The organism is Sulfitobacter sp. SK011 (genome assembly GCF_003352065.1).
Lineage (GTDB): Bacteria > Pseudomonadota > Alphaproteobacteria > Rhodobacterales > Rhodobacteraceae > Sulfitobacter.
In genome coordinates, this window is the sequence record NZ_CP025803.1 from 3,324,799 (window position 1) to 3,350,408 (window position 25,610).

The window sequence follows — 25,610 nt, forward strand, 5'->3', positions numbered from 1 at the left end:
GCCGCCAAAAGTACGGCCGACAGCGACCCTATCTTAAAGGCGATGCTGTTGCGCGCGACACGCGCGCGCAGGGTCTGTCGTGGCCCTGAATTCATTTCTTAAGTGTGATGCTGATCGCACCCGCAAGATCGCCTGCGGCACCGCCCTCCTTGGGAAAGCCCGTGACATCCACTTCACCCTTTGGTCCGCCATGACACGACAGGCAGGACTCACCGTAATATTCGGGTATCAGCATTCGGAAGGTCATCGATCCATCAACCGATATCTCTTCGTAAAAGGCATCACCCTTTGGCCAGTCCGCGCTGTTGAATTTGTCCGTCAGAACCGCGTTTTCCCATTCATCCGGGCGGGCCTTTCGGTTGCGCACGAGGTGAAGGGGTGCCGTGACCTTAACCTTGGCGTCGTCACCCAACTTGCTGACAAAGCGTTCGTTCACCAGCCGCGCAAATATCGCCGGGATGAAACCCTTAAAAGCCATACCTTCCGAATTGATCAAATCCTGATGCTCGTCCATCACCTCAGACATGGATGCCAACTGGGCCTCGGTCAGGCGTATCTGTTCCGGGCTCAGCCCCCCTTCAAGCGGCGCGGTGCCGTGCAATTCGATGTAGTTCGCTTCAACGGCTTTCATAAATGCCGCGCTGCTCAGGCCTTTGTCACCGATGGTGGGATCGTTTATGAGGTCTTGATTGTTGGAAATAACCCCGCGCCCGACCCGCAAGAGCGAGGCAAGCCGCTGCCCTTCATCCGCCAGCGCGGCAAGGCTTTGCTGGGCTGCAATCGGATCTGGTTTTGCTGCAATAAGCAAAGAAAAGGAAACGAGGAGAATTGGCCAAAATTTGGTCATCAGAAACACTCCTTTTATCTAAAATAATCTCTTCTAACATCTTTAAGACAATGGACCTAACGGTAATGGGTGAAGTGCACGAAGGTCCAGAACAATACTGATACGGCGTCGGTCCCCAGGTCATGCACTTCGTGGACCTTTGGTCCTTCGCTTTAACGTTTACAATTCAACGTCATGAAACAAAGCGACAACATGTTTCGCATAATGTGCCGTAATATCAGCACCCTGCCCGCCCGCACCGGTGTTGCATGACAACGCCGCAAGCCAGCTAAGCCGACAATTGCGTCATTGTGTCTTTGAGGTTCAGAATTCCAAAACCTGTCCGATCGTTCCAACCCGGCGATGTCACCCGGCGTGCACCATCCTGCAACGCTCTGCGCATTTCTGCGGGCGCAACTGTGGATACGTCCCACCCCTCTCGAAGTGCTGCGATTGCGCCCGCCACAACAGCCGATGCTGACGAGGTGCCACCGCTGCGCAAATGGGCGTTGCCATCTTCCACAAACCAACTTGGTGCGCAGAGGTCAGGTTTCTTGGGAGTGTCCGTTTCCGTTACGAACCCTTCTGGTCCCGGCCCCTGTGAGGATGCACCGATCCAGGCCCCATCGGTGCGCACCGCCCCGACCGAGGTGACGTCGGACAAGCCGTTTGCGCCCCATATGCTGCGCGAGGGTCCTCTGTCATAGACGGTTGATCGCGGGTCCGAACAAAATTGACCGCTGTTTCCAGCGGCAAATACAACATCATGTTTCTGAGCAATCAGTTTGACGAGATGGTTCAGGTAATGATCGGGATCATTTGTATAGTACCCCCTCAGACTTTCGGCAAAGCGGTCGACAATTCCCCATGCATTAAGGATCACCCATGGACCGGTTTGTGACAAATAAACGTACCTCAGGAAAAAGAGTCCAAAGAGTGCCTTGATGGTAAAGCTTTCGACATCCGTAATTCTGCCGGGGATCATCGGCAGATCATAAAAATGGGCGTCTGGGGCAAGCTCGATCAAGGATCGCATCAACATCGACCCATGCTGGTGGGGCAGCCTGACATTATTAGATGACCCTTGGCCCGGAAACTTGACCTCACCATCAACCTCCCAGGACATTCCGCCACCGTATGTGCCGCCAAGGCCCTCGATATAGGTTTGGCTGACCCCCTGATCGACCAGAAACACTTTGACCCCTTTTCCAGTGAGCTTTTTGTCGCCCAGCGCACCCGCCGCGATAAGCCCACGACCAAGACGTCGTGTGCCAAAGTGATATCCATGCCCACTGTTTGAACACCAGTGCTGGCCCCGCTCTGCAAGACCCATTGAACTTGGCGTCACATCTATCCCCAGAACGCGGGATATGTCCGCTCTCCCGATGGAACGCGCTCTGTTCCTGAAATCGTCAATCAAAGTGCGGGCTTCTGCCGCCGAGCCGACCTCGAATGACCAGCCATACCCCAAGCCGGCGGCCTGTGGCTGGTTGATTGGTTCGTCGTCCGGACCGAGTGCTTTCCAAGGATTGTTGCTCGGCCCGTCCGGGATCAGCCCTGCCGGCGGATTAAAATCTGAAAGACTATACCCAACCGCATCCAGGTTCGTCGCCAGCATAAATTTGCTCTCGTCGAAAATATAAAGTTTCACGGCCATCGGTGTTCCCTCTTCGGACAGAGGCGCAGGGCTTCGGATGCCAAAAATTCAGGCTCAAATCACGCCACGCATAGCGTCGCATGGACCAGTGCATCAAAAAATATTCATGCAATCTTGGCGGTCCAATTGCATCATAGGGTTAACTTTTACCCCAAATTGACCAATAATGCACGTGAAAGGTGGTAAATTGATGTCGCCGCAATCTTGTTCTGCCAAGAATTTCATTCCAGCACCTTCTTTGCCAGGCAAAGGAAATGGTGATGATTACGCGGTTTTGGTCTCAGCAAATAGCAGCCCAACAACGGGCACCGACGACACACCTGTGGCGTTGACCTCGCCACCCGAGCCTGACCGCAGAACGCAAACGTCTGCGGCACGGCAACTGCTTTGCCTCGCAATCGTCGACGTGGTCGGTTTCTCTGCCATGATGCGTGCCGACGAAGAAGGGACGTTTCATCGCTGGACGGGGCTGCGCGAAGAATTGATATTGCCGCTATTGGCATCTCATGGCGGTGTTTTGGTCAACACCACAGGCGATGGCATCTTCGCGACATTCACAAACCCTGTAGACGGCGTGCAATGGAGTCGCGAGCTTCAGTCCAAGGCAAGACAACGCCGTCAGGGGCTTTCGATGCGGGTTTCCCTGAATTACTGCACGGTCTTGCGCGATGGCAAGGATCTGCTGGGTGATGGCATAAATGTCGCCGCCCGATTGCAGGAACTCACACCGACGGGCGGCGTGGTTCTGACCCAGTCCGTGCAGGAAGAAATCAAAGATCACGCCGAATTTGAAACGCGCCCGTTTGGTCCCGTCACCCTGCGTAACATTGACGGCGATGTGATGGCCTTTGAACTGATGACTGACGGGCGCCACCACAGCGAACCGGCACCCGGCATCACCAAATTACCCTCAATAGCGGTGATGCCGTTTGTGAACTTGGGCGGGCAGGAAAAGGACGACTATCTCGGTGCCGGCATCGTCGAGGACATTGTCGTATCCCTTTCGAGCCACGAAGACCTGACCGTCATTTCGCGATCTTCAACGCTGGCATTTGCACGACAGCCGATAGATCCAAAGGCCGTTGGCGAAGTTCTGGATGTCCGTTACCTGATCACTGGCACAATTCGTCGGTCAAACGACCGCATCCGTATTTCCGCCCAGTTGCTTGACGCGGGTGCCGGACAGCAGCTCACCAGCCTGCGGCGGGACTTTGAAGTAAAAGATATCTTTGCTGTTCAGGACGAGATTGTCGAAACAACGCTGACCCATTTATTGCCGGGAGTGCATTCGGCCGAACGACGCAGGGTCTTTCGAAAATGGCCCTCGTCCCTGTCTGGCTACGACAACTACCTCAAAGCCCTCGATCTGATCGGCAGTCTGCAACGAATACAGTTCGAGAGCGCCCTAAGCCATCTCAATCAAGCCATCAAAGCCGATCCGGGGTTTTCTTTGCCCTTGGCCTGGGCGGCACGGTGGTACAGTCTGAACGTTGGACAGGGTTGGTCCAAAGATCCTCAAGACGATTCAGCCAAAGCAGCCGAACTTGCCATGCGCGCTATTCGTATCGACGAAAACAACGCGCTGGCGCAGGCAACCTACGGACACGTAAGATCGTATTTGTTCGGCGATTTCGAAACCGCGATCACCCACATGGAACACGCGACCGAAATCAATCCCAACAGTTCAACCGCATGGCTCTTGTCCAGTGTCACGCTATCCAGTCTCGGCCGGCATGAAGAAGCCATCGCAGCCGCCGAACGGTCACTGCGGCTGTCGCCATTTGATCAGTGGTTGTTCATTCACTACGCATTTCTGGGAATTGCGAATTACGATGCCGGAAATTACGAAAGAGCATTGATCTGGCTTTCCCGCGGCCTCGCTGAAAATCCCCGGTACACCAGCGCGCTGCGCACATTGGCGGTGACACAGATCGCTTTGGGAAATGGTGAAAAGGCGAACGAAGCAATCGCCCAACTTTTGGAACTGGAACCAAATTTTAATCTTTCGGCGTACGGGCGTACCCGAAGACTTTACAGCAACCCTGCGCAGGCGGACCTTTTTCGCGACCGTCTGCGTCAGGCTGGTGCTCCACAGTAATCGGAGCGGCATTTAGTTAGGAGATAGCCATGTCAGGACCAGGCGGACCGATTGGAACTTTTGATGCACGCGATGCCAGAGACGCACGAGATGCGCGCGACGCACGCGATGCGAGGGACGCAAGAGGGGAGGCACAATATGGCGGCAGCCCCGGTTATATTGGTGTCGGAATATCGCCACATACTGTGCCCGAAAACCCGGCAGCGCCCGCAGTTGAGGATTATTGGTGGGCAGGCCTTCAATGGCCTCAGACGTCGCCGGAAGTATTGGATGGCACGGGCGACCCAAAACGGCTGCACAAGATTTACAAATCCTACAACACGGCTGAATTCAAAAACTGGTCACCGGGCAATGACGCCATCGCTTTTCTGTCAGAATTCGCGGCCCTGTCCTCCAACGCGCAGGACAAGCCGGACTGGATAGACATCGTACTGCCAGACCCTGCGCGCACCACGAACAATCAAACGGGCGTGACCGACTTTGGTGCTGGTCAGCCCAAGTGGGATCTTGAGGATGAGCTTACCGAGTTGGTCGGCCTGATTGAGTATCGCGCCGGGGTCATGAGTGAAGCTTTGCAGCAGCGTGATACGCTGATCGGATATTTTCAAGGGATCGTGCCGTTCACCTATCTGTCACATCCCTACACCTTCAAATTATGCCACAACGCATTGGTTGTTGCGCAATTTCTGGCATACCATTTCAAAAAGAAATTCAACCGCCCGCGACCCTCGCAATTACACCCCGCTTTGATGCCGCCGATTGATGTCCCGCAACACGCCTCCTATCCAAGTGCGCATGCCACCGAGGCTTGGCTCATCGCATATTGTCTGGACGAGGTTATGCGCGATGGAAATGGTGCAAACGATAAGATCATGGAGACAGTCACCGCAGGCCAACCGGTCCGCAATGCGCTGCACGACATGGCAAGTCGCATTGCCAGAAACCGCGAAGTGCTGGGCGTACATTTCCCCTCTGACAGCGAAGCAGGAAAACGGCTTGCCTTTAGCGCGTTTCCAATCGTCAAAAAATGCCCCTCGGTTCTGGCGCTCGGCGACAATAAGCTTCTTGATAAGGCACGGGCAGAATGGGCGGGGACGAAATCTGTGGCCCCTTAAAGCCCGCTCCAATTTACAGAAACTTCAAGAACGTTGGATCATTTTTCTAACGAAGAACCGCCTGTAACCCAAATGCAGGCAATCGTTCGCTAAGCGAAACATCAACCTGCTGGACAACATACCAAACGCGGTCTTGCTGTCAGAGCCAGATACTGTTGACGAAAATGCAACAATCGACGCTTTCTTGCCCGAAATTTGCCATCATACTGCGATAGGAATGCGAAACCTTTGTTAGAGAAAGAAAAAATTGAGGACAGCAGCAGTGACGGATACAGCCACCCCTAGCCAATCTTTCGCGGATCTTCCGTGGATCCGGAATGCCCGCTTTGATACGGGTTTCATATTTGGGCTTCTCGCACTTTCTTGCGTGACTGGCCTGGTCATCTTAATGGAGCCGACCCTTTTCTATCCAATCCTGGTGATTGATCTGTGGTTCTTGGGATATCATCATGTGATATCAACATTCACCCGGATCTGTTTTGACAAGGAAAGCTTTCAGGAACACCGTTTTCTGATGGTCGGATTGCTTCCGATTGTGATCGCCGTCACCCTGGGCGTTGTGTGGATCGCGGGCCTCTGGGTGATCGTGACCATCTATTTTTACTGGCAATGGTATCACTACACCCGTCAGAGCTGGGGTATTTCACGCGCCTATCGCGGCAAGGATCGGCAGGCGGCCTATGAAGATGGCTGGCTGGATCAGGCAATCTTTTATTCGATCCCTGTTTTTGGCATTATCGCCAGATCCGCAGAGCAGCATCCGACGTTCATCGGGATGGAATTGTGGTCTTTCCCTGTCCCGCCATTGGTGTCTGAAGCGTGCGGATTGGTTGCTATTGGCCTGTTGGCTTTCTGGGTGCTCGCGCGCGTCAAAGCGGCGTCCGAAGGGCGTCTGGCGGTTGTACACACGATGTACATGCTCACCCATTTCGCAATCTTCTATCTCGCCTATATCGCAACCAGCGACATCACCTTGGGCTGGCTGATGATCAACATCTGGCACAATGCGCAATACATTTTGTTCGTATGGATGTACAACAACAAGCGGTTCAGCGGCGGCGTCGACCCTGACGCAAAGTTCTTGTCCTACATCTCGCAGTCAGGTCGTCTGTGGCTTTACCTACTGACCTGTGTTGCGATCACCGGGGTCGTTTATTGGGGTGTTCTACGCACCATAGACTGGCTGTTCTTTGCGGGACTTTCTGCAACGATTGTCCTCTACCAGATCGTTAATTTTCATCACTACATGATCGACAGCAAGATCTGGAAATTGCGCAAACCAAAGATGCAAAAGACACTGCAACTTGGCGAGTGATATCTTGTCAGCCATCAAGTCAGATGCCAGCCTCAAAAGGGCTGGCATCGGCACTTGCGCCACTGACGTCTGACACCTGTTGGCGGGCTTTTCTTTAGTCGCTTTCAGTCCCGCTGGCGCTGTTTTTCCAAGGCCAGTTTTCTCATGCAAACGTGCTGGCTGACGCAAGGTAAAATCAGTTTTCACAAAGAAATGGCCACCGGTTTGGAACAAGGCCCGACCGCGTTCGTTTATCTGTAAATGGCAAGGCATTTGGCAAATGCTTCGTAAACCAACGCAACTGACAGAAAAACAAAAGGACGCATTCCGATGAAAATTCTCATGGTTCTCACCTCCCACGATGAGTTGGGCGATACAGGCAAAAAGACCGGCTTTTGGCTCGAAGAATTTGCGGCACCTTACTATGTGTTCAAAGACGCGGGTGCGGACATTACTTTGGCATCGCCCAAGGGTGGTCAGCCGCCACTCGACCCCTCAAGCAATACAGATGACGCCCAAACGGATGCCACCAAGCGGTTCAAAGCGGACGACGCCGCGCAAAAGCATTTGGCCAAGACCGAAGTTTTGTCCACCATTTCTGCCGAAGGGTTCGACGCGATTTTCTATCCCGGTGGCCATGGTCCGCTTTGGGATTTAGCCGAAGACAGCGATAGCAAGAAACTGCTTGAAACCTTCGCTGCCAGTGAGCGGCCCATCGGTGCCGTCTGCCATGCCCCGGCAGTGTTTAAGCACCCCAAAGGCTCGGACGGCAAGCCGCTTGTCTCGGGCAAGACCGTGACCGGCTTTACCAATACCGAAGAAGAAGGTGTCGGCCTCACCGACGTCGTGCCATTTCTGGTCGAAGACATGCTGAAAGAAAACGGCGGCGACTATCAGAAAGGCGACGACTGGGCCTCTTTCGTGGTGACCGATGGCAAGCTTGTCACCGGTCAGAACCCAGCATCATCCGAAGAAGCCGCGCACAAGTTGTTGGCACTTTTGTAAATCGACGCATTGGGGCCGTCCGAAAAAGGCGGCCCCAATGCCCATACACCCTTTGAGGGATTAAATCAGGATCGTCGACAAGCTGGCAAAATAACTCAGCAGGACCAGAACCAAGGCAACAGCAAGAAGAAACGGCCAAAGCGCCTTGAGGATCGCACCGGGCGGTGTGTTGCTCATCGATGATGCGATATAGAGGCCGATGCCAACGGGCGGTGTCAACAGACCCAGAACCAGATTCAGGCAGATCACAACACCGAACTGATAGGGGCTGATGTCATAAGAACCCGTCGCGATCGGCAGCAGAATTGGTGTGATCAGAATGATCGCGGCGATGCCATCTATTACCATACCAACCAACAACAGCGCGCAATTCACAATCAAAAAGAACATGAACGGATCGGAGGTCACCGAAGTGATGAGCCCAGCCAGCTTCTGTGGCACCTCCTCATATATGATCACCCAGCCAAAGACGCTGGCCGCCGAGATCATAAAGATGATCATCGACGCATTGACTGCGGTGCGCTTGAACATTTCGCCCAGATGTCCGGGCTTCAGTTCTCCATAAACCAGCCAGCCCACCAGAAACGCGATCAGCGATGCGATGGCCGCTGATTCAGTCGGTGTTGCCACGCCAAACAAGATGCCGCCGATGATCGCCAGGGGGATCAACAGCGCGGGCAACGCTTGAACTAATGCGCGGCCGGCTTCCCCGCGCGACATCCAAACGCCCTTTGGAAACTGCTGGCTCCACCCGACGATGGTAATCACCATGACAAAGGCCAGCGACAATAAAAGTCCGGGAATAATACCCGCAATAAACATATCGCCAATCGGTACCTGAGCCAGAACCCCATAGATGACAAACATCATCGAAGGCGGAATAACCGGTGCCAACAGGCCACCGGCAGCGGTTGTGGCAGCGGAAAATCCCTTGTCATAACCTTCTTCTTCCATCGCAGGCACCATGGCCCGGGACATCACCGCAATTTGAGCAGTGGCGGAGCCGATGATGGCCGCCATGAACATATTGGCCAGCAGATTGATATAGGCCAGACCGCCCCGAAACCCGCCGACAAACACCCGCGCCATGTTGATTAGACGCTTGGTCATCCCACCTTCGTTCATCAGCTCGCCGGTCAGCATGAACAGGGGCACAGCCAGCAAGCCGTAATTTTCAAGCCCGGCAAACATCTTTTGCGCAAAACTGTCGTAAAGAACTGTGTTGCCGCTTTCCCAGATGTACCAGATGGCCGTAATCACCAACACGATCGCCACAGGAACAGACAGGAACAATGCGGCAAGAAAGACGACCGGGCTCATGTTTTGGTCTCTGGCGGGCTGATCAAATGCATTGCCGAATGCAGCGTCGCGCCAAGCGCAAAGAGCCACATCACGCTCCAGAACAGATATTTCGGCACGCCGAGCGTTGAGGTGGGTTCGGCATAGATAAAGTTGAACGTCTGGCCCTGAAACGCAGTCGTATCAAAGCCCGCCCGGGCCAAATCCAGTGGCATGAACCAACGCCAGCAGAACCAAAGCATCGAAAGAGCAAATACAAAGATCACGGCATCAACGGTCTTGGTGATCACGGCTTTCAGCTGGTGCGAAACGGCATCGGGCAACAGCGTAATCGCCACGGAACTTCGATGGTGCAATGCGGCGGAAGCGCCAAGAAAGGTCATCCACGCCATGGCATAGATAGCCAGTTCATCCACCCAAAACAGCGCGTTGCCAGCGGTGCGCGTCACCACATTGAGCAGGACAAGCAATGTCACGCAGACGGCCAGTAAGGCTGCACACCATAATTCGACGCGCGCCCAGGCGGCAGATAGACGATAGAGCATTAACGTTCCCTCATGTGAAAAGGGGCGCTGGTTTGCCCCGCGCCCCTATACGTCATGTGTTAGCGTTACTCGGTTTCGGCAGCAACAGCGCGCAATTTTTCCAGCGATGCAGCTTTTTCAGACCAGATGGTGTTCCATTGATCAATCGCATCGCCAAAGAACGAGGCATCGACCTTGGTATAGGTCTTGCCGGTGCCTTCGATCTGCTCCAGCCAGCCAGCTTCCTTTTCGATATAGCTGTCAATTGTGCTGTCGACATGTTTGGCCATCAACTCACCGATCATCGCACGGTCATCATCAGAAAGTCCCGCCCATACCTTGGCTGAAACCAGCCCGACCATCGGGAACATCATGTGGTCAGATTGAATGATCGTATCCGCGTGTTCGTAGTATTTCAGTACCCAGATCAGCTCGGCATCCATATCAATCGCGTCCACCTGACCGTTGGCCAGCGCATCGTAAACAGCAGGCAGCGGCATGGGCGTTGGGGCGGCGCCCAAAGCGTTGTAGAAATCAAGGATTGGCGTAAACGGTGTAATCCGCAGCTTTTTACCTGCAAGGTCAGCAGAACTGCTCACGTCACCACGGCTGACGATCTGGCGCAGACCCGCCATGCCATAGCCCAATCCAACCACACCGACCTGCGCGGGCAATGGTTCCAGCAAAGCAGCCGCAGTATCGGAGCGCAGAATACGGCCCGCATGCGCGATGTCATTCGCCAGATACGGTGCATAGAAAGACCCCAGATCCGTCGCCCGGTTTGATACTTCGGCCACTGTCATAAAGGCCATGTCCAATGCGCCGGTCTGAAGTTGCTGCAGCATTTCGGCTTCGTTGCCCAGCTGTCTGGATGGAAAAACCCCTACGCTATGTGCTCCGCCACTTTTTTCCGACAGTTCGGCACCAAAGGCCTCGGCCGCTTTTGTCCAGATATGCGGCGGCGGTGTGATCAGACCCAGCCGGAATTCGTCGGCGTGTACCGCGAATGCAGATGCCGCAACCAGTGTGGCTGTGGCAAGTATTCTAGTGAAATGTTTCATTTTTCTTCCCTGTTTCTTATTTTTGACGACGGATCATATTTTTACCCACCCTTCAGGCGGTTCTTTTCCGGGGTGGACAGATTTGCATTGTGGGCAGGTTCTGTCTTCTTTGGAAGCGTAGAATTTCTGATAGACCGGCGGCAGATCCTTTACGATGGATTGCAGCTGCATCTCGGCGCGATGCACAAGCGATCCGCACTCAAAGCAGTACCATTCGATCGCATCCAACTCACCTTTCTGCCGCTTGGGTTCGATCACCAGGCCAATGGATCCCACTTCGGGACGCTGTGGTGAATGGCGGACGTGCGGAGGCAGCAGAAAAATCTCCCCTTCACGGATCGGAACATCGTAAAATTCCTCTCCGTCATAAATTTTGAGCACCATATTGCCTTCGAGTTGGTAAAAGAATTCCTCAACCGGATCATCATGATAATCAGTGCGTTTGTTCGGCCCGCCGACAACGGTGACCATCAAATCGGCGTCTTCCCAAATCTGCTGGTTGCCAACGGGCGGCTTGAGGAGGTGGCGATGCTCGTCAATCCACGCTTGAAAATTAAAGGCTTTCAGTCTGGACATATCGCTCCCCCTGTTTTGAAAAACTTCCGCGACTTTGCTCTAAACCGCAAAGAATCATTCCCTATTCAGGTATCAGAAATAGTTATATCACAGCCTCAGACCACACTCTGCGAAACCTTTGCGAATGAGGTCTTTCTCGGCATCTGTCAGTTCCAGCATCGGCGCGCGAACCCGCCCGCCAACCTGCCCCAACAACTCTTGCCAATACTTGCCGAACGCCGTCGGTTTGCCCGGTGGCCGCGTTGCCTTCATCGCCTCTCGGACAGGATTGAGGCTGTCTCGCACCTTGCGCGCCTCATCAAACCTGCCTGAAAAGGCCAATTGCGTATAGTCGTGCATCCGCAAATCATGGGCTGTTTGCAACTGATATGGCGGCGATGAACACAGATAAAGCTGCCATCCAAGTTCTTCGATATTATCGAGCCATTCGTCCTCGGCAGATGTCGAAACCTGAATTTTATCACCGATCATATGATGCAGCCTGACGTACATCTCGCGTGGAACCGAGTATTTGATCGCGACAATGTTCGGCAGTTCAGCAATGCGCGCGCATTCTTCGGGTTGCATCAGATACCCGCTGTCAGGATGGCTCCACATGGCGATCCCGATATCAAGTTCATCGCAAAACCGCTTGTAATACTGATATAGAACCTCGCCACGATCATGCACAAAGCTCAGGACGGGCGCGTGAAGAACGATATAATCAGCACCACAATTCTGTGCGTGATGCGCCAAGTCCAATGCCACCTCCATATTCTGGTCCGAGACTGACACAATCACCCCCGCTTTGCCCGCACATGCATCAACGGCAATCTCGAAATTGCGCTTACGCTCTGGCACGCTCATCGAAAAAAATTCGCCCTGCTTTCCGGCCACAAACAATCCCTGAATTTTTAGTCCATCAATCCAATGGCGAATGTTTGACCGCAATCCGGCCTCGTTCAGCGACAGATCATCGTTGAACGGGTTCAGCGCAGCGGCCCATATGCCTTTCATGTTCTCACGCGCATATTCTTTTGCGTCGAATTTACTGTATTTCATGAACGCGACCTTAGCTGGACAGATTGGTTTTTTCATGACCCAACAGGACGTAATTCACCGCAACAGCCAACGAGAAATGACCAAATTGGCTATCAAAAATAAATATATCAAGCGCCTCTTAATTCAGGTTAGATGCTTTTCAGGCAAAAGGTATGGTCATGAAAATAGGTCTTATAGGTAAGGGTGCTATTGCGAACTACGTAAGCGCGGCCCTGGAAAAGCGGGGCCACTCGATTGCTGTCACCCTGCTTCGGCCCGTACGCGTGGCCGAAAACCCTGATCACTATGTTGGTTCGGTTCAGGATTTGCCCACCGATCTTGACCTGATGATCGACTGCGCAGGACACGCGGCGCTGACCGAACATGGGCCTGCAATCTTGTCGCGCGGAACAGACCTTATCACCGTCTCATTGGGTGCCTTGGCAGATCATCACGTCTTTGCTGACCTCGAAACCGCAGCCAAACAAGGGCGGTCGAAACTGCACCTCGCCAGCGGTGCCATTGGCGCGCTTGATTGCCTGCAAGCCGCCCGTATTGGGCAGTTGAACAGTGTCACCTATGTCGGGCGCAAACCGCCAAAAGGGTGGGCAGGGTCGCCGGCGGAACAAAAGCTGGACCTTCATGCGCTGACAAGCGGTGCCGTGACCCATTTTCAGGGCACCGCCCGTGACGCCGCATTGACCTATCCAAAAAACGCAAATGTTGCAGCTGCGGTGGCCTTGGCCGGGATCGGTTTTGATGCCACGCAGGTTCAGTTGATCGCGGATGCTAATGTCATCGAAAATATCCACGAAATCGACGCCTCGGGTGAATTTGGAAATTTCCACTTTCGGATCAGCGGAAAGTCTCTGCCTGATAACCCGCGCAGTTCGGCCCTTGCCGCGATGAGCGTGGTGAGCAAGCTGGATCAAATCATCCAGCCGATAAGCCTATGATTGCCCGGCATTCCCGCATCGTTGACCGCGCTTTGACCCGGCTGAAACTGCGCCAACTGCGCCTGCTGGTAGCCGTCGGCAGCCACGGCAACATCCAAAGTGCCGCGCGTGAACTGGGTGTTTCCCAACCTGCAGCCACCAAAATGATCCAGGATCTGGAACTCGACTTTGAGGTCAAGCTGTTCGACCGCACCAATCGGGGCGTTGTCCCGACCGTCTTTGGTGATACGCTGATCCGTCACGGCAAACTTATTTTTGCGCAGGTTTCAAACGCGGCACAGGAACTGGACGACCTTAACGAAGGCAATTCAGGCCGGGTCGTCGTCGGCACCCTGCTTGCGGCGTCCACAGGGCTGCTTCCGGCTGCGATTGATATCGTGCTAACCGAACGCCCCAAGGTTGCGATAAAGATCAGCGAAGGCACCAACGAGGTTTTAATGCCCGCGCTATTGTCAGGTGAAATTGACATGGTGCTCGGACGTCTTCCTTCGCATCGTCACCGCGACAAAATCAAACAGGAAAAACTGTTCGAAGATCGGGTGTTGGCCGTTGTGGGCAACCAACATCCGCTGGCAGGTAAACGGTCGGTGTCGTTTGAGCAGATCAAACCCTACGGGTGGATTTTGCCACCGCTGGAAACAACATTGCGCCGGCAGATTGACCATTTTTTCGTAGGCCAGCAGCAATACCAACCCCCTATGGCAATCGAATCCGTATCCTACCTTGCCAACCGCGCGCTTTTACAATCACGCGATTTGATCTCCCTCATGCCCGCCGAGGTCATCGCCCAGGATATCGAAAATGGTCATCTGTCGAAACTCGACTGGATCGTCCCCTTTGGTCAGGGCCCCATTGGCATCTCTTATCGCTCAGACACCAGCCTATCACCGGCAGGACAGGCTTTTATGCAAGCACTGCACCGCGCCGCCCGGGAAAGATAACCCTTGGTATTCGCCAAATTGATATCAGTATTCACCCAATTCACTTGAAGTGATGTGCAGCTTTGAATGATCTGAACGCATCACCTGTAGGAGGCACATGATCTATGTATCCCGAGCTCAAGCTTTTTATTGCAGGTGAATGGCGCACAACTGCCAGTGACATGCCGGTGGTGAACCCCGCGACAGAACAGGAAATTGGGCGTCTCCCACGTGCCGCAAAGAGCGATCTGGATGATGCGCTGGAGGCGGCGGAAAAGGGCTTTCGCATCTGGAGCCGCACATCGCCGCGCAAGCGGTCTGACGTCATCCTGCGTGCCGCTGCATTGATGCGTGCGCGTCAGGAAGAAATTGCACACTCCATAACCCTCGAACACGGCAAACCGCTGCCACAGGCACGGCTTGAGGTCATTCGCGGCGCTGAATTTTTCGAATGGGACGCTGGCGAAGCCATGCGCACCTATGGCCGAGTCATTCCCGCAGCCCACGGGCATAAGTTCTCGGTTCACCATCAACCTATTGGGGTTGTTGCAGCCTTCTCGCCCTGGAACTTTCCGATGAGCCAGCCCGCGCGCAAGATTGCCGGGGCGTTGGCGTCAGGCTGTTCCATCATCCTCAAAGCAGCCGAGGAAACGCCGGCAGGCGCGATCCATATTGCGCGCGCTTTTGAAGATGCAGGGCTGCCGCCCGGCGTTCTGAACCTGTTATTTGGCGAACCGTCTGAAATTTCCGGTTATCTGATCCCACAAGAACCGGTCCGGCTGGTGGCCTTTACCGGCTCCACGGCCATTGGCCGTCACCTGACAACTTTAGCCTCTGAAAATATGACGTCGGTTTTGATGGAACTTGGCGGCCATGCACCCGTGATTGTCTGCGAAGATACCGACGTCGACATGGCCGCGGTTTCGGGGGCCGTGCGAAAAATGCGCAATGCGGGTCAGGTCTGCACCTCGCCAACACGGTTTTTTGTCCATGAACGCATCTTTGATGACTTCGCCGCGACCTTTGTTGAACGGGCCGCAGCGACGGTCGTGGGCAACGGCATGGATGACGGCGTAGAGATGGGACCATTGGCCAATGAACGCCGTGTGCCGGTGCTGACCGACCTGGTCGAAGACGCCCGCGCCAAAGGGGCAGATGTCGCAACCGGCGGCGCGCGTTTTGGTGAGACCGGCTATTTCTTTGAACCAACAGTGCTGATGAACGTGCCTGATGATGCCAGGATCATGCAGGAAGAACCATTCGGCCCCATTGCTGTCATCAACCCGGTTTCATCGCTGGATGACGCAATCGCAAAGGCAAACGCAGTCCCTTACGGCTTGGCCGGATACGCCTTTACCAACCGCGCGGATTACATTGATCGCATGATCGATGAAGTAGAGGTCGGCAATCTGTCGATCAACACACTTGAAGCCTCAATGCCTGAAACCCCGTTCGGGGGCGTTAAATCCAGTGGCTATGGTCGTGAGGGTGGTGCCGAAGGGTTAGACAATTATATGACCGTCAAGCATGTTTGGCATTCTGCCAAAATAACCTGACTGGCCCCTTGATCCAGATCGCTGTCATCCAACCTGCCATCCGACTTTTTGATCAATCTGAATGCGCCAGCATTTTTGATCCTGGGTCTTTAGGCGAAACCTTCACTACGCACGATCAGCGGCGATCCGGCCGGTCAAGATACCCGATCAGGCTCTGGATCAGTTTGAAACCCGTCCGTGCATCCGTTTCAAGAATAGACAGGAAATCATCAGCCTCGATACGCAGCAGGGTGATGTCACTGTCTGCACGCATGTCCAGACGCCGGGGATCGTTCCGGATCAACCCCAACTCTCCTACAAGCGTGCCTTCGGTGGGATAGATGGCAAACGCCTCTTCTCCCGTTTCAGTACGCTCAATCAATGCGACATTGCCTTCGTAAATCAGGAAAGCGCCATCGGGCAGGTCATTCTTGCGAAACACATACGATCCCGATTTGAAGGTGACCCAACGCGCACTAAACGCCAAGAGCCTGAGTTGTTGACGGCTGAGTTCGCGAAACAGCGGGGCGCGGCGCAACGCCTGTAATTTACGTTGCAGATCGCTTGTTTCCGGCGTCTGAACAGCGTCCTCGCCCTCTTGACCAACCGCCCTGAACTGTCCCTGACGCAATTCGATGTCACGGTCATGCAGGCCATCTTTCGGCGTCTCCGTTTCAAGCTGCAAGATGGTCGCGTCCGGCAGCAAGCTTCGAAATGTCGCCATTGTGCGGGTCCGTGCGGCAGGGTCATGGCTTGCCAATGCCCTGTCCAAAATCACCAAATCCGGTCCCTTTACCACCGCCTGAGCAATGCTGACCTGTTCAAGCACCTGCTGCGGCAAGTTCTTACCGCGCCGTGCGGTTGGCAGTTTATCGATCAAATCCATCAAGGTTGCGTGATCAACCTGCCCGTTCAGCACATCGACAACCACCCCTTTGATTTTCTCGCGGCGTGCCCGCGAGGTTGGCGCGATTTTTCCGAATATCAGGTTTTCAAGGGCGCTTATCCCAGGATGCCAAGCCGCCAAATCAAAGGCAACAAAGTCAGCGCTGAGAGATGAAGACGCATCGGCCGCTGCTTTTCGCGCAGCCACAACGGATGCCTTCAGGTCGTCTGAAAATACCCCATCAAGCTGTGCGGCAGCAATATTGACTGACAACGACAGAAAAAGCGCTTCGTCCGCACGCCGTTGGCGCGGCTTGGGCTGGGGCGACAATTCAGCCCTTTGCAGTGCCAGTTCAAGTTCCTTCATGGTCCCATCGGGCAGGCCAAGACGCTGAAACGGTACATTTTGTGTTTCTACGGTATCGAAAACCTCAAGCAGGGTCTCGGCAATCACCTTGCCCTGCGCCAACACCGCATCGCGTAGTCCCAGGTCAGCCAGCAGCACCTCAAACGCCGCTGCGGCCTTGGGGTCAAGCCAGCGCTTTTGGATTGCGGTTCCGCCCAGCAGGTTTTCCGGCAAGGTCAGCGCGTCCACATAAGTATCCGAGCCAAATCTCTGGACAGCGGTCATTAAATCCAGACGCTCAAGTTGCACCGCCACATGGGCCCGCGCGGCAACCAACGCTTCGAAAAAGGCAGCGTTCTGGGCCGCGTTCAGCGGATGATCCAGAACACGGGCCAGAAGCATCCGCTGGCCACCTGTCATCTCGATCAGCTCGCGCCAGCCGTCTTCTGCGCGCTTGATGACATCCGCCGACACCTGCGCAGGATGCCATGCCGTCAACGCGCTATCGATGCTGTTTCCGCTGCGCTCTGCCTCGTCTCGCAAATTCCCCTGCAGCGCCTCGCTGGGCATTTGCCGCAAGGGCAGCATGACATTCTCACCCAGCGTTCCCTCAAAAATATGCGATGATGACGTCACATGCGCGATGCGCCCAACAATGGCCTGCTGCGACATGTCAGCCAAATTCACATCATCCCAAAGGACCTTGCCGGAATGCGCGGAAAGCTCTCTCATCAGCAAAAGCGCCAATGTCGTGCAATCGCCGTCATCCTCTGCTGTCACGCAGGTCCAGCTTCCCGGTTCCAAGGTCAGCTCAGCTCCTGACAAGACATGCCTGCCATCACCATCTTCCAATTCCACCCGGTCCAGCTTGATCGTTGGTGCCCCAGCATTTGTGGCAATCGGCTCAGCTTCTGTCGGCAGGGACTTCAGCAAATCAGCGGGCGCAAATCGGCGCACGATCATGATGTAGCGTTGCGACACCTCCTGCACGGCGGTGTAATAGGTCAGCAGTTCCTTCCAGGGGCTCGACAGATCCTTGAACGCGGCGATTGCGGCGACCAGCGCCCCAATCGTGAGCTGGCCGTTGATGACCAAAAGACCCCCGACGAGAAAGTAGAAAAACGGTGTCAGCTGAGTAAGGAAGTTATTGGTGAATTTCATGAAGTACTTGCGGTGATAGATTTCGAACCGGGTCTCAAAGAGTTTTCCGAGCCGCGCGCTCATCGCTGCCTGGCGGTACCGCCAGCCGCCATGCTGCCGCAAAACTGGTGCCCCTTCAGAAATCTCTCCGATTTCTGAAGACAGGCTGCGCATCTGCAAAATCCGACTGCGGTTCAGCACGTTGATTTTTGCCTGCATCCGCGGGATCAGCCATGCCTGCACCGGAATAAGCGCCACTGCGGCTAAGCCGAACCAGACGTTTTGAACAAAGAGAAACAGCAGAATCGTGATCATTTGTCCCGCCTGCAGCAGCGGATTTGCAAATGCATCCCCCATGATCCCGCCAAGCGGCTCGGCCTCTGCCGTGACCATCGCCACAAGCTCGCCTTCGGACACGCGCGCCTGATAGCTTCGTGGAAAGCGCAGAATACGCCCCACCAGCGTATATCGAAACCGCCTGAGCAACCGTTCGGCCAAGACACCCTTCATGGTGTTGACCCGCATCTTCAACAGCCCGTGCGCGATCACAGAGCCCAGAAACGCAAAACACAATGTCAGCAAGAGCGCCGTTTGTGAAATCTCAAACCCATAGAACAGGACCGCATCTGACTGAGCCCCGATGGCGTCATTGATGATCCGCTTTGGCAATTCCAACGTCAGATAGAGCAGCGGAAACAGCAGGAGCGTCACAAATACAAGGATGAATTGGTCGCGCCGGGAATGGTGCCAGATAAAAGCAATGAGGGATTTTTGCATCAGTCGGTCATGCGTTCATATCAGGGGACAGTGTCGAAGCGGCAATGCAGGAAACGGGATCGTCACAATGGCTCTGTTTCGCAATGACGGCGAAATCACATATGTTCAGCATCGGCTTTGAGTGATCCACATTTGGGTTAAGATAAATCTGAGCAGCAAAAAAATTCATTGTTACATCTAAACGGTAATGCATGAACAGCACTGCGTCTATGTTCCGACACACAATGCGCATCGGAATGGGGGCCGCCACAGCAAATAAACCGGGATCGCCGAATAAAATTCTACCTGAGGTTTCATTGTTGAGTTCTTGGGTATGACCAGTGGCACATCACTGTCAGGTCGATCACACCACGGGTCTCCACGTGACAATGTCGGTGAGACGGACCGGTTCAGTGTAATGGGGTGCCGTCATGACTTTCCCCGCAGCTTATCCAAAGCGCGCAGGTTGATGGCCCTCGTACTGACCTGACGGTCTCACTTACTTGTCGGCAGAAAGAAAACGCGTCACAACCCTGCCAAGCGCGTCCCAATCCGTAAACTCACACTCTTGCGTGCGCGGATCAATGGTTTGGTGACGCAAGATCGCGTGGCGCAGAACCTCGGTTTCATAATAGCCATAGCTGCTGGGCCGAACCGCCCCGGCGACCAGCGCCTCTGCATTTGGCTTGAGCCCGGTGCGCATTTTCATTTCATCCATGTACTCTTGTGCCTCCCCCATTAGCTTAGGGAAAGCGGCACCCAGACTGACCGAGATCATCAGCGTGCGCCGCGCCTCCAGATCAGCCCGGCTTGCGGTCAGTAAGACCTCAAAGTTGGGTGGATGCCTGCGTTCATGGACAGGGGCGGCCAGAATGACGGTGTCAAACCCGTCAAATGTCACGTCGGCCATCTTGTCCGAGACATCTACGATCGTGGGATCATGCCCTGCGCTGCGGACTGTTTCCTCAATAAACTGGGCTATCTTGCGGGTCTGTCCTTCGATGGAGGCAAACAGAATGAGTACCGGCATTTGGTCTCTCCTTGTCTATATTTGCGGCGCATCAGGCACCAACTCTGCATAGACAATAAGGGGGTCAGCCCACGCTGGCTTTGTTCGAGATCAAATAGGAGCGGTTCTTTTTTGAATTCAAAAATGATTGGCGGACGATGCGATGTCCGAAACCGCAAGCGGCGGCACAGAACAAACCTGCCGGTCCTGATATTTGCAGCGCAACAGATCTGATCTGCGGCTTACCAGTCCCTTGCAGTGCAACCGAACGGGCTTCGCCAACTTACAATTTGTAACTCGGCAAAAGCTGAAACGCGTCTCGCAGGGCATCGCCCCAGCCCGATGCGATTTCCTGATAAATGGCATCGTCGCTTTTGATCCGCGTCGTGCGATCACAGGTGAAGGTGTCGTTTTCGTACACCTGAAGATCAAAGGGCAGACCGACGGACAGGTTCGATTTTACGGTGGAATCAAAAGACACAATCAACAGCTTTATTGCATCCGCAAAGTCCATTGCACGATCATAGGCCCGCACCAGAATGGGCTTGCCATATTTGGTTTCGCCGATCTGAAAAAACGGTGTGTCGTCAGTTATCTCGATAAAATTGCCTTCGGGATAGACCATAAAGACAGTTGGCTTGCCGCCCTTGATCTGCCCGCCCACGATGATCGACGCCCCAAACTGATCATCCGAGGTCTGACCCGTTGGAGATGAGCTTGTGATCACCTCTTTCAAGGTCGATCCAACCAGCCGCGCCACCTGAAACATCGTTGGCAGACGCAGGATGTTTGGATCGCGGTCTTGTTCGGAAATGGAACGTTCTTCAAGCAGGCTGATCAGTGACTGCGTTGTCGCCAGATTGCCGGCGGTCATGATGGTGATGGCCCGTTCATCCGGGACCTGCCAGGAAAACATCTTCTTGCTCACAGCAAAGTTGTCCACGCCGGCGCTGGTGCGTGTGTCAGACATGAAAACCAGACCGCGATCCAGCCGCATGCCAATGCAGTAAGTCATCTTTTTCTACCTAAAAGGATTCGACGTGATCTCTTTACTGCTGAACTTGCACAGATACCATCAATGTCTCATCCGCCGAACCCATGCGCAAACCTTCGATCGGTGCGGCATCCCGGGCATCGCGTCCAATGGCGATACGCGTATACCTTTCGTCCGGCGAAACCCCGTTTGAAATGTCAAACCCGACCCAACCCAGGTCATTCACATAGGCCTCTGCCCAGGCATGGGTTGCGTCCTGTTCGACCCGGTCGTTGATCATCAGATAGCCACTGACATAGCGCGCCGGGATACCAGAAAGCCGCACCGCAGTCAGAAAAACCTGTGCATGGTCCTGACACACACCGCGGCTGCCCTGCAATGCAACTTCGGCAGGGGTGTTCACATCGGTCCGGCCAAACTCATAGGGAAGTGCCTTGAGGATGGCGGCGGACAGGCCGTGCAGACCGCTCAACTGCGCCCCCGTGTCGCCCGTGATGCGCGGCAACGCCTTGATCGCGTCGCCCGCTGTTGTCAGCACCGTTGGCTGAAGAAAATGCCACAAAGGCGCGCGCCCGAAAACCTGCCCCAGAATGCCAGTGCTGTTGAGGGTCTCGACCATTCCACTTGCGCGAATGGTCAGCTTTTGCGCGCCACGTTCGATACTGACCAGATCAACATGATTGCCGTAATGATCGGTATAGCTGGTCTCGATCTTGCCACCCGCGATTTCGACCGCCCAGTTGGGCACATTCTGCATGCTTGACGGTAAGGGCCGCAGCCGCACTTTTTGCAACGCGTAATCAACCGGGGCATCATAGGCATATTCGGTTGTATGACTGATCTGAAGTTCCATCTAACCAATAAACCTGTAATCACGTTCAATCTGTCCGGCGATATCCGCCGTTTTTTCCAGCACGCTTCCAACGAACTCGTGCAGGCCTTCTTCAAAAATCGAATTAATATCTCTGTTCCTGAGGCGGGTGTTCAACGCATCCGCAAGCTCATGCGATGCCTCGCGACCGCCGTATTCCTCGGCAAGATGCGACAGGCATCCGACTATCTGGCTCGCGCAATGCGACAATGATCGCGGCATGCGGCGATCAAGGATCAGGAACTCAGCGATGGCGGGCGCTGTAAAGTCATCCTCAACGGCCCAGCGAAAAGAACGGTGCGCGGAAACGGAGCGCAAAATCGTCTCCCATTGGACATTGTCCAGTCTGCTGCCAACGAAAGACGGCGACGGCAACAGCGAATAATACTTCACGTCGATGATGCGCGCGGTGTTATCCATGCGTTCAATATACGTGCCAAGACGGCAGAAGTCATAGATATCATTGCGCAGCATGGTGCCATAAAGCGCACCGCGCACCAGCGCTGATTGTTGCCGAATGGTGGCGAGGACAGCGGGTAATTCAGTTTGCGGGATCGGCTCTTTCAGCAGATCGGTGAACAACATCCAGGTCTCGTTCACTGCCGACCAGACTTCGGTTGTCAGCGCAGTACGGACCAGCCGCGCATTGTCGCGTGCCGCCTTTATGACCGAGACGACTGAACTGGGGTTGGACAGGTCCCGCAGGAGGAAATCGACCACCTGCGCGCTGTCGTAGACATCATGCCCCGCCTCATAGCTTGCCTGCGCTGCAGACGTCACAATCACCGACCGCCACTCCGCTTCCGCATTGGTGGACCGGGTCAATGCAATCCGAAACCCCGCCTCAATCAGGCGCGCAGTGTTTTCCGCCCGCTCCAGCGAACGAAACATCCAATAAAGACCCCCTGCAGTTTTTCCCAGCATGTCAGTCTTCCAATACCCAAGTGTCTTTGGTGCCGCCGCCCTGGCTGGAATTTACAACCAAAGAGCCTTCTTTCAGTGCAACCCGCGTCAGACCACCAGGCGTGATGTTCACCCCCTTGGGCGAGACCAGCGCAAAGGGCCGCAAATCGACATGGCGCGGGGCCAGACCGCTTTCGCTGAAGATCGGCACAGTGGACAGCGCCAGCGTCGGTTGGGCGATATAGTTGGCAGGTCGTGCGCGCAGCTTGTCAGCAAAATCTGCCAGTTCTTTCTTGCTCGCCGCAGGCCCCACAAGCATGCCGTAGCCGCCCGAACCATGGACCTCTTTGACGACCAGATCAGCGAGATTATCGAGCACGTATTGAAGCCGATCAGGTTCAGAACACCGGTGCGTTTCAACGTTCTTCAGGATCGCCGGTTCGCCAGTGTAGAATTTAACAATTTCAGGGATATAGCTGTAGACCGCTTTGTCATCGGCAACGCCCGTACCGGGCGCATTTGCAATTGCGATATTTCCCGCGCGGTAGACATCCATGATCCCCGGCACGCCCAGCATGGACGCGGGGTTAAAGGTCAGCGGGTCAAGATATTCGTCATCCACCCTGCGATAAATTACGTCGATGGTTTTGTACCCACGGGTCGTCCGCATGGCGATATGACCATCAACGACCCGCAGATCATGCCCTTCGACCAGTTCGACACCCATTTGATCGGCGAGAAAGCTGTGCTCGTAATATGCCGAGTTGTGAATTCCCGGCGTCAGCACAACAACTCGTGGGCGACCCGAACAAGATGTTGGCGCACAAGCCTCAAGCGAGCGGCGCAGGTTCTTGGGATAGTCACTGACCGGTTGCACCTTGATGCTGCTGAAAAGTTCCGGAAACATCTGCAGCATCGTTTCGCGGTTTTCCAACATATAACTGACGCCAGACGGCGTGCGTGCATTATCCTCCAGCACGAAAAAATCGTCTTCGCCTGTGCGCACAATGTCGGTCCCGACAATATGCGTATAGACGCCACCCGGCGGAGTGAAATCGATCATCTGGGGCAAGAAGGCATCGTTCTGCGCTATCAATTCGGTTGGGATGATGCCCGCGCGCAAGATCTCCTGACGGTTATAAATGTCATGCAGAAATGCGTTGATCGCAACGACCCGCTGTTCGATCCCTCTGGACAATTTCGTCCATTCGCGTCCCGACAATATCCGCGGCACCAGATCAAAGGGGATCAGCCGCTCTTCGGCATCACTTTGCCCATAGACGTTAAAGGTAATCCCGGTGCGGCGGAAAAAGGCTTCGGCCTCGTGTGATTTCTTCGCCAGACGCTCATTGTTCTGACCGGAAAACCAGGTGTTGTATTCCCCATAGGGCGGGCGGGCGGCACAATTGCTGTGCATTTCGCTGAAAAAAGAGGTGGGTTTGACCATGACCCAACCTTAGAGGTTTGATTTGGGTTGGCAATGATCACGCCAGAATGAGTGGCCAGCTTGGTTTTTTGCCTAAATATTAGGCAGTTCCAAGCGTTTCATGTCAGACCAGCATTTGATTTCAGAAGAAATTGCGACCAGATCGGCCCGCAAGCGGCCCCGACTTCACGCGCCTTGCGCCCCATCTCACCTGCTTCGATCTGAGGGGGGATCAACCCGCGCGTGTCTTGGTTCGAGATGTAGCGTCGGGTGCGCTCAACAAGGGTGCGTTTGACGTCTGGCGGCAATCCCCCGTCGATCAGAATGGCCTCAAAATCGATCACCGCGCAGGTGGACAGCGCCGCCTTTGCCAGTTCCTGCGCTGTCTGCCTGATCCAGGGTTCGACATAGCGTTCATAGGGGCTCCAGTCATCGCTGCTCCAAAGACCGCGAGGGTCCAGACCAACTTCGACCAGACGCGCCTCAAGAAGATGTATGGAAGCAATATCGATCAACTGGCGGCTTTCACCATTCGGCCCGACACTGCGCAATGATCCAAGTGCGCCGGCATTTCCCTGATGCCCTTCAAACACAGAATGGTTCAACACGACCCCGCCTCCGACAAAGGCGGCAACAAAGAAATAAGCGTAATCACGGAATTCCTTGCCGCGCCCATAGACATGCTCTGCCCGGCAGGCCGCCGTTGCATCGTTTACAACATGGACCGGCAAATCGGAAAATGCGGCGACTTCCTCCTGAAAACTCACACCCTTCCAAAGCGCGAATTCCTCAGCGCTGGCACCAACCATTTCATGCCAGTTCCAAAGCTCAAAGGGGGCGGCAATGCCAATCCCGCAAATGCGATCCTGCAAATTCTCTGGCAACACATTCGTCAGATCAGCACATGCTTCCTTTAAGAATGAAAATATCTCAGCCGGCAGCGGATACGGGAACGAGGCCGATCGTTCAGCGCGGACAACGCCGGTAAAATCCATCAAGACGATCTTTGCACTGCGCCGCCCAATGTTAGCGCCAAGTGAAAACACCCCATCCGGCGCAAGCCTCATCGGGACCGAAGGCTTTCCGACCTTCCCGCGAACTGGCGTACCGCGCGCCAGCAACCCGTCCTTCTCCAGTTTTCTCATGATCACGGAAACCGTCTGTGGCGACAGTCCGGCAACCCGCGCCAGATCGCTGCCCGGCATCGGACCGTTACGCTGAAGCATCGAAAGTAGCAGGCGTTCGTTATGATCGCGCAAACCACTTTGGTTGACGCCACCACTAAGAGCTCTGATTTTCGACCCATCCATTCCTGAGGCCTTACATGCAAAGTCCGACCTGTTAAAGATGACACATCGAATTAATAAATCAAGTTTATTTATTTATTGACGCAG

General features: G+C 54.6%; 21 protein-coding genes. 7 read left to right on the forward strand and 14 right to left on the reverse strand.

The features are described 5' to 3' along the window. Window positions 1-91: 91 nt before the first annotated feature. Together C1J02_RS16320 and C1J02_RS16325 are read right to left on the reverse strand one after the other, a co-directional pair. A complete protein-coding gene (locus C1J02_RS16320) occupies window positions 92-847 on the reverse strand; it encodes a DUF3365 domain-containing protein (protein ID WP_114879523.1) in 756 nt (251 codons plus the stop codon). 268 nt (window positions 848-1,115) lie between these two features. Beyond that, window positions 1,116-2,483, reverse strand: a complete 1,368-nt coding sequence (locus tag C1J02_RS16325; RefSeq protein WP_114879524.1) for a S8 family serine peptidase — start codon at window positions 2,481-2,483, stop codon at window positions 1,116-1,118. 190 nt (window positions 2,484-2,673) lie between these two features. Here C1J02_RS16325 and C1J02_RS16330 point away from each other — a divergent pair, with 190 nt between their 5' ends. From C1J02_RS16330 to C1J02_RS16345, 4 genes are all read left to right on the forward strand, one after another. After that, window positions 2,674-4,581: an adenylate/guanylate cyclase domain-containing protein gene (locus tag C1J02_RS16330; protein ID WP_162798358.1), complete on the forward strand. Its 1,908-nt coding sequence runs from the start codon at window positions 2,674-2,676 to the stop codon at window positions 4,579-4,581. 29 nt (window positions 4,582-4,610) lie between these two features. Beyond that, entirely contained in the window at window positions 4,611-5,696 is a 1,086-nt protein-coding gene (locus C1J02_RS16335; RefSeq protein ID WP_114879526.1) for a phosphatase PAP2 family protein, read from the forward strand. Between the two features lie 388 nt (window positions 5,697-6,084). Beyond that, window positions 6,085-7,011 (forward strand): hypothetical protein, encoded by a 927-nt coding sequence (locus C1J02_RS16340; protein ID WP_114879527.1) that lies wholly within the window; start codon window positions 6,085-6,087, stop codon window positions 7,009-7,011. A gap of 309 nt (window positions 7,012-7,320) precedes the next feature. After that, complete coding sequence (locus tag C1J02_RS16345) at window positions 7,321-7,995, forward strand: type 1 glutamine amidotransferase domain-containing protein (RefSeq protein WP_114879528.1); 675 nt, start codon at window positions 7,321-7,323, stop codon at window positions 7,993-7,995. 60 nt (window positions 7,996-8,055) lie between these two features. Here the strand turns inward: C1J02_RS16345 and C1J02_RS16350 are convergent, their stop codons facing one another. The 5 genes from C1J02_RS16350 to C1J02_RS16370 form a co-directional block, all read right to left on the reverse strand. After that, window positions 8,056-9,315 (reverse strand): TRAP transporter large permease, encoded by a 1,260-nt coding sequence (locus C1J02_RS16350; RefSeq protein ID WP_114879529.1) that lies wholly within the window; start codon window positions 9,313-9,315, stop codon window positions 8,056-8,058. Continuing rightward, window positions 9,312-9,839: a TRAP transporter small permease gene (locus tag C1J02_RS16355; RefSeq protein WP_114879530.1), complete on the reverse strand. Its 528-nt coding sequence runs from the start codon at window positions 9,837-9,839 to the stop codon at window positions 9,312-9,314. The genes C1J02_RS16350 and C1J02_RS16355 overlap by 4 nt, the downstream gene beginning before the upstream one ends. A gap of 65 nt (window positions 9,840-9,904) precedes the next feature. Beyond that, on the reverse strand, window positions 9,905-10,879 hold the full coding sequence (locus tag C1J02_RS16360; RefSeq protein ID WP_114879531.1) for a TRAP transporter substrate-binding protein: 975 nt from the start codon (window positions 10,877-10,879) through the stop codon (window positions 9,905-9,907). A gap of 33 nt (window positions 10,880-10,912) precedes the next feature. Continuing rightward, window positions 10,913-11,455: a 3-hydroxyanthranilate 3,4-dioxygenase gene (locus C1J02_RS16365; RefSeq protein WP_114879532.1), complete on the reverse strand. Its 543-nt coding sequence runs from the start codon at window positions 11,453-11,455 to the stop codon at window positions 10,913-10,915. 87 nt (window positions 11,456-11,542) lie between these two features. Next, window positions 11,543-12,496 carry a dihydrodipicolinate synthase family protein gene (locus C1J02_RS16370; protein ID WP_114879533.1) on the reverse strand — a complete coding sequence of 318 codons (954 nt, stop codon included), beginning with the start codon at window positions 12,494-12,496 and terminating at the stop codon, window positions 11,543-11,545. Between the two features lie 158 nt (window positions 12,497-12,654). Between C1J02_RS16370 and C1J02_RS16375 the strand changes: the two genes are divergently transcribed. The 3 genes from C1J02_RS16375 to C1J02_RS16385 all read left to right on the forward strand — a co-directional run bounded on the left by C1J02_RS16375 (window position 12,655) and on the right by C1J02_RS16385 (window position 15,907). Next, window positions 12,655-13,431, forward strand: a complete 777-nt coding sequence (locus C1J02_RS16375) for an aspartate dehydrogenase (RefSeq protein ID WP_114880661.1) — start codon at window positions 12,655-12,657, stop codon at window positions 13,429-13,431. After that, window positions 13,428-14,372, forward strand: a complete 945-nt coding sequence (locus tag C1J02_RS16380) for a LysR substrate-binding domain-containing protein (protein WP_114879534.1) — start codon at window positions 13,428-13,430, stop codon at window positions 14,370-14,372. The genes C1J02_RS16375 and C1J02_RS16380 overlap by 4 nt, the downstream gene beginning before the upstream one ends. Before the next feature lie 104 nt (window positions 14,373-14,476). Continuing rightward, entirely contained in the window at window positions 14,477-15,907 is a 1,431-nt protein-coding gene (locus C1J02_RS16385) for an NAD-dependent succinate-semialdehyde dehydrogenase (protein WP_114879535.1), read from the forward strand. 115 nt (window positions 15,908-16,022) lie between these two features. Here C1J02_RS16385 and C1J02_RS16390 read toward each other — a convergent pair whose 3' ends face one another. From C1J02_RS16390 to C1J02_RS16425, 7 genes are all read right to left on the reverse strand, one after another. Further along, window positions 16,023-19,034, reverse strand: coding sequence for a cyclic nucleotide-binding domain-containing protein (locus tag C1J02_RS16390; RefSeq protein ID WP_114879536.1), 3,012 nt, complete (start codon window positions 19,032-19,034; stop codon window positions 16,023-16,025). Window positions 19,035-19,512: 478 nt separating this feature from the next. Continuing rightward, window positions 19,513-20,043, reverse strand: coding sequence for a flavodoxin domain-containing protein (locus tag C1J02_RS16400; protein ID WP_114879538.1), 531 nt, complete (start codon window positions 20,041-20,043; stop codon window positions 19,513-19,515). Window positions 20,044-20,305: 262 nt separating this feature from the next. Continuing rightward, window positions 20,306-21,037 (reverse strand): peptidase, encoded by a 732-nt coding sequence (locus C1J02_RS16405; protein ID WP_114879539.1) that lies wholly within the window; start codon window positions 21,035-21,037, stop codon window positions 20,306-20,308. A gap of 34 nt (window positions 21,038-21,071) precedes the next feature. Further along, on the reverse strand, window positions 21,072-21,869 hold the full coding sequence (locus tag C1J02_RS16410) for a transglutaminase family protein (protein WP_114879540.1): 798 nt from the start codon (window positions 21,867-21,869) through the stop codon (window positions 21,072-21,074). After that, window positions 21,870-22,811: an alpha-E domain-containing protein gene (locus C1J02_RS16415; protein ID WP_114879541.1), complete on the reverse strand. Its 942-nt coding sequence runs from the start codon at window positions 22,809-22,811 to the stop codon at window positions 21,870-21,872. 1 nt (window position 22,812) lies between these two features. Beyond that, on the reverse strand, window positions 22,813-24,237 hold the full coding sequence (locus tag C1J02_RS16420) for a circularly permuted type 2 ATP-grasp protein (RefSeq protein WP_114879542.1): 1,425 nt from the start codon (window positions 24,235-24,237) through the stop codon (window positions 22,813-22,815). Window positions 24,238-24,335: 98 nt separating this feature from the next. Continuing rightward, window positions 24,336-25,526, reverse strand: a complete 1,191-nt coding sequence (locus tag C1J02_RS16425; RefSeq protein WP_114879543.1) for an ROK family transcriptional regulator — start codon at window positions 25,524-25,526, stop codon at window positions 24,336-24,338. Window positions 25,527-25,610 lie beyond the last annotated feature (84 nt).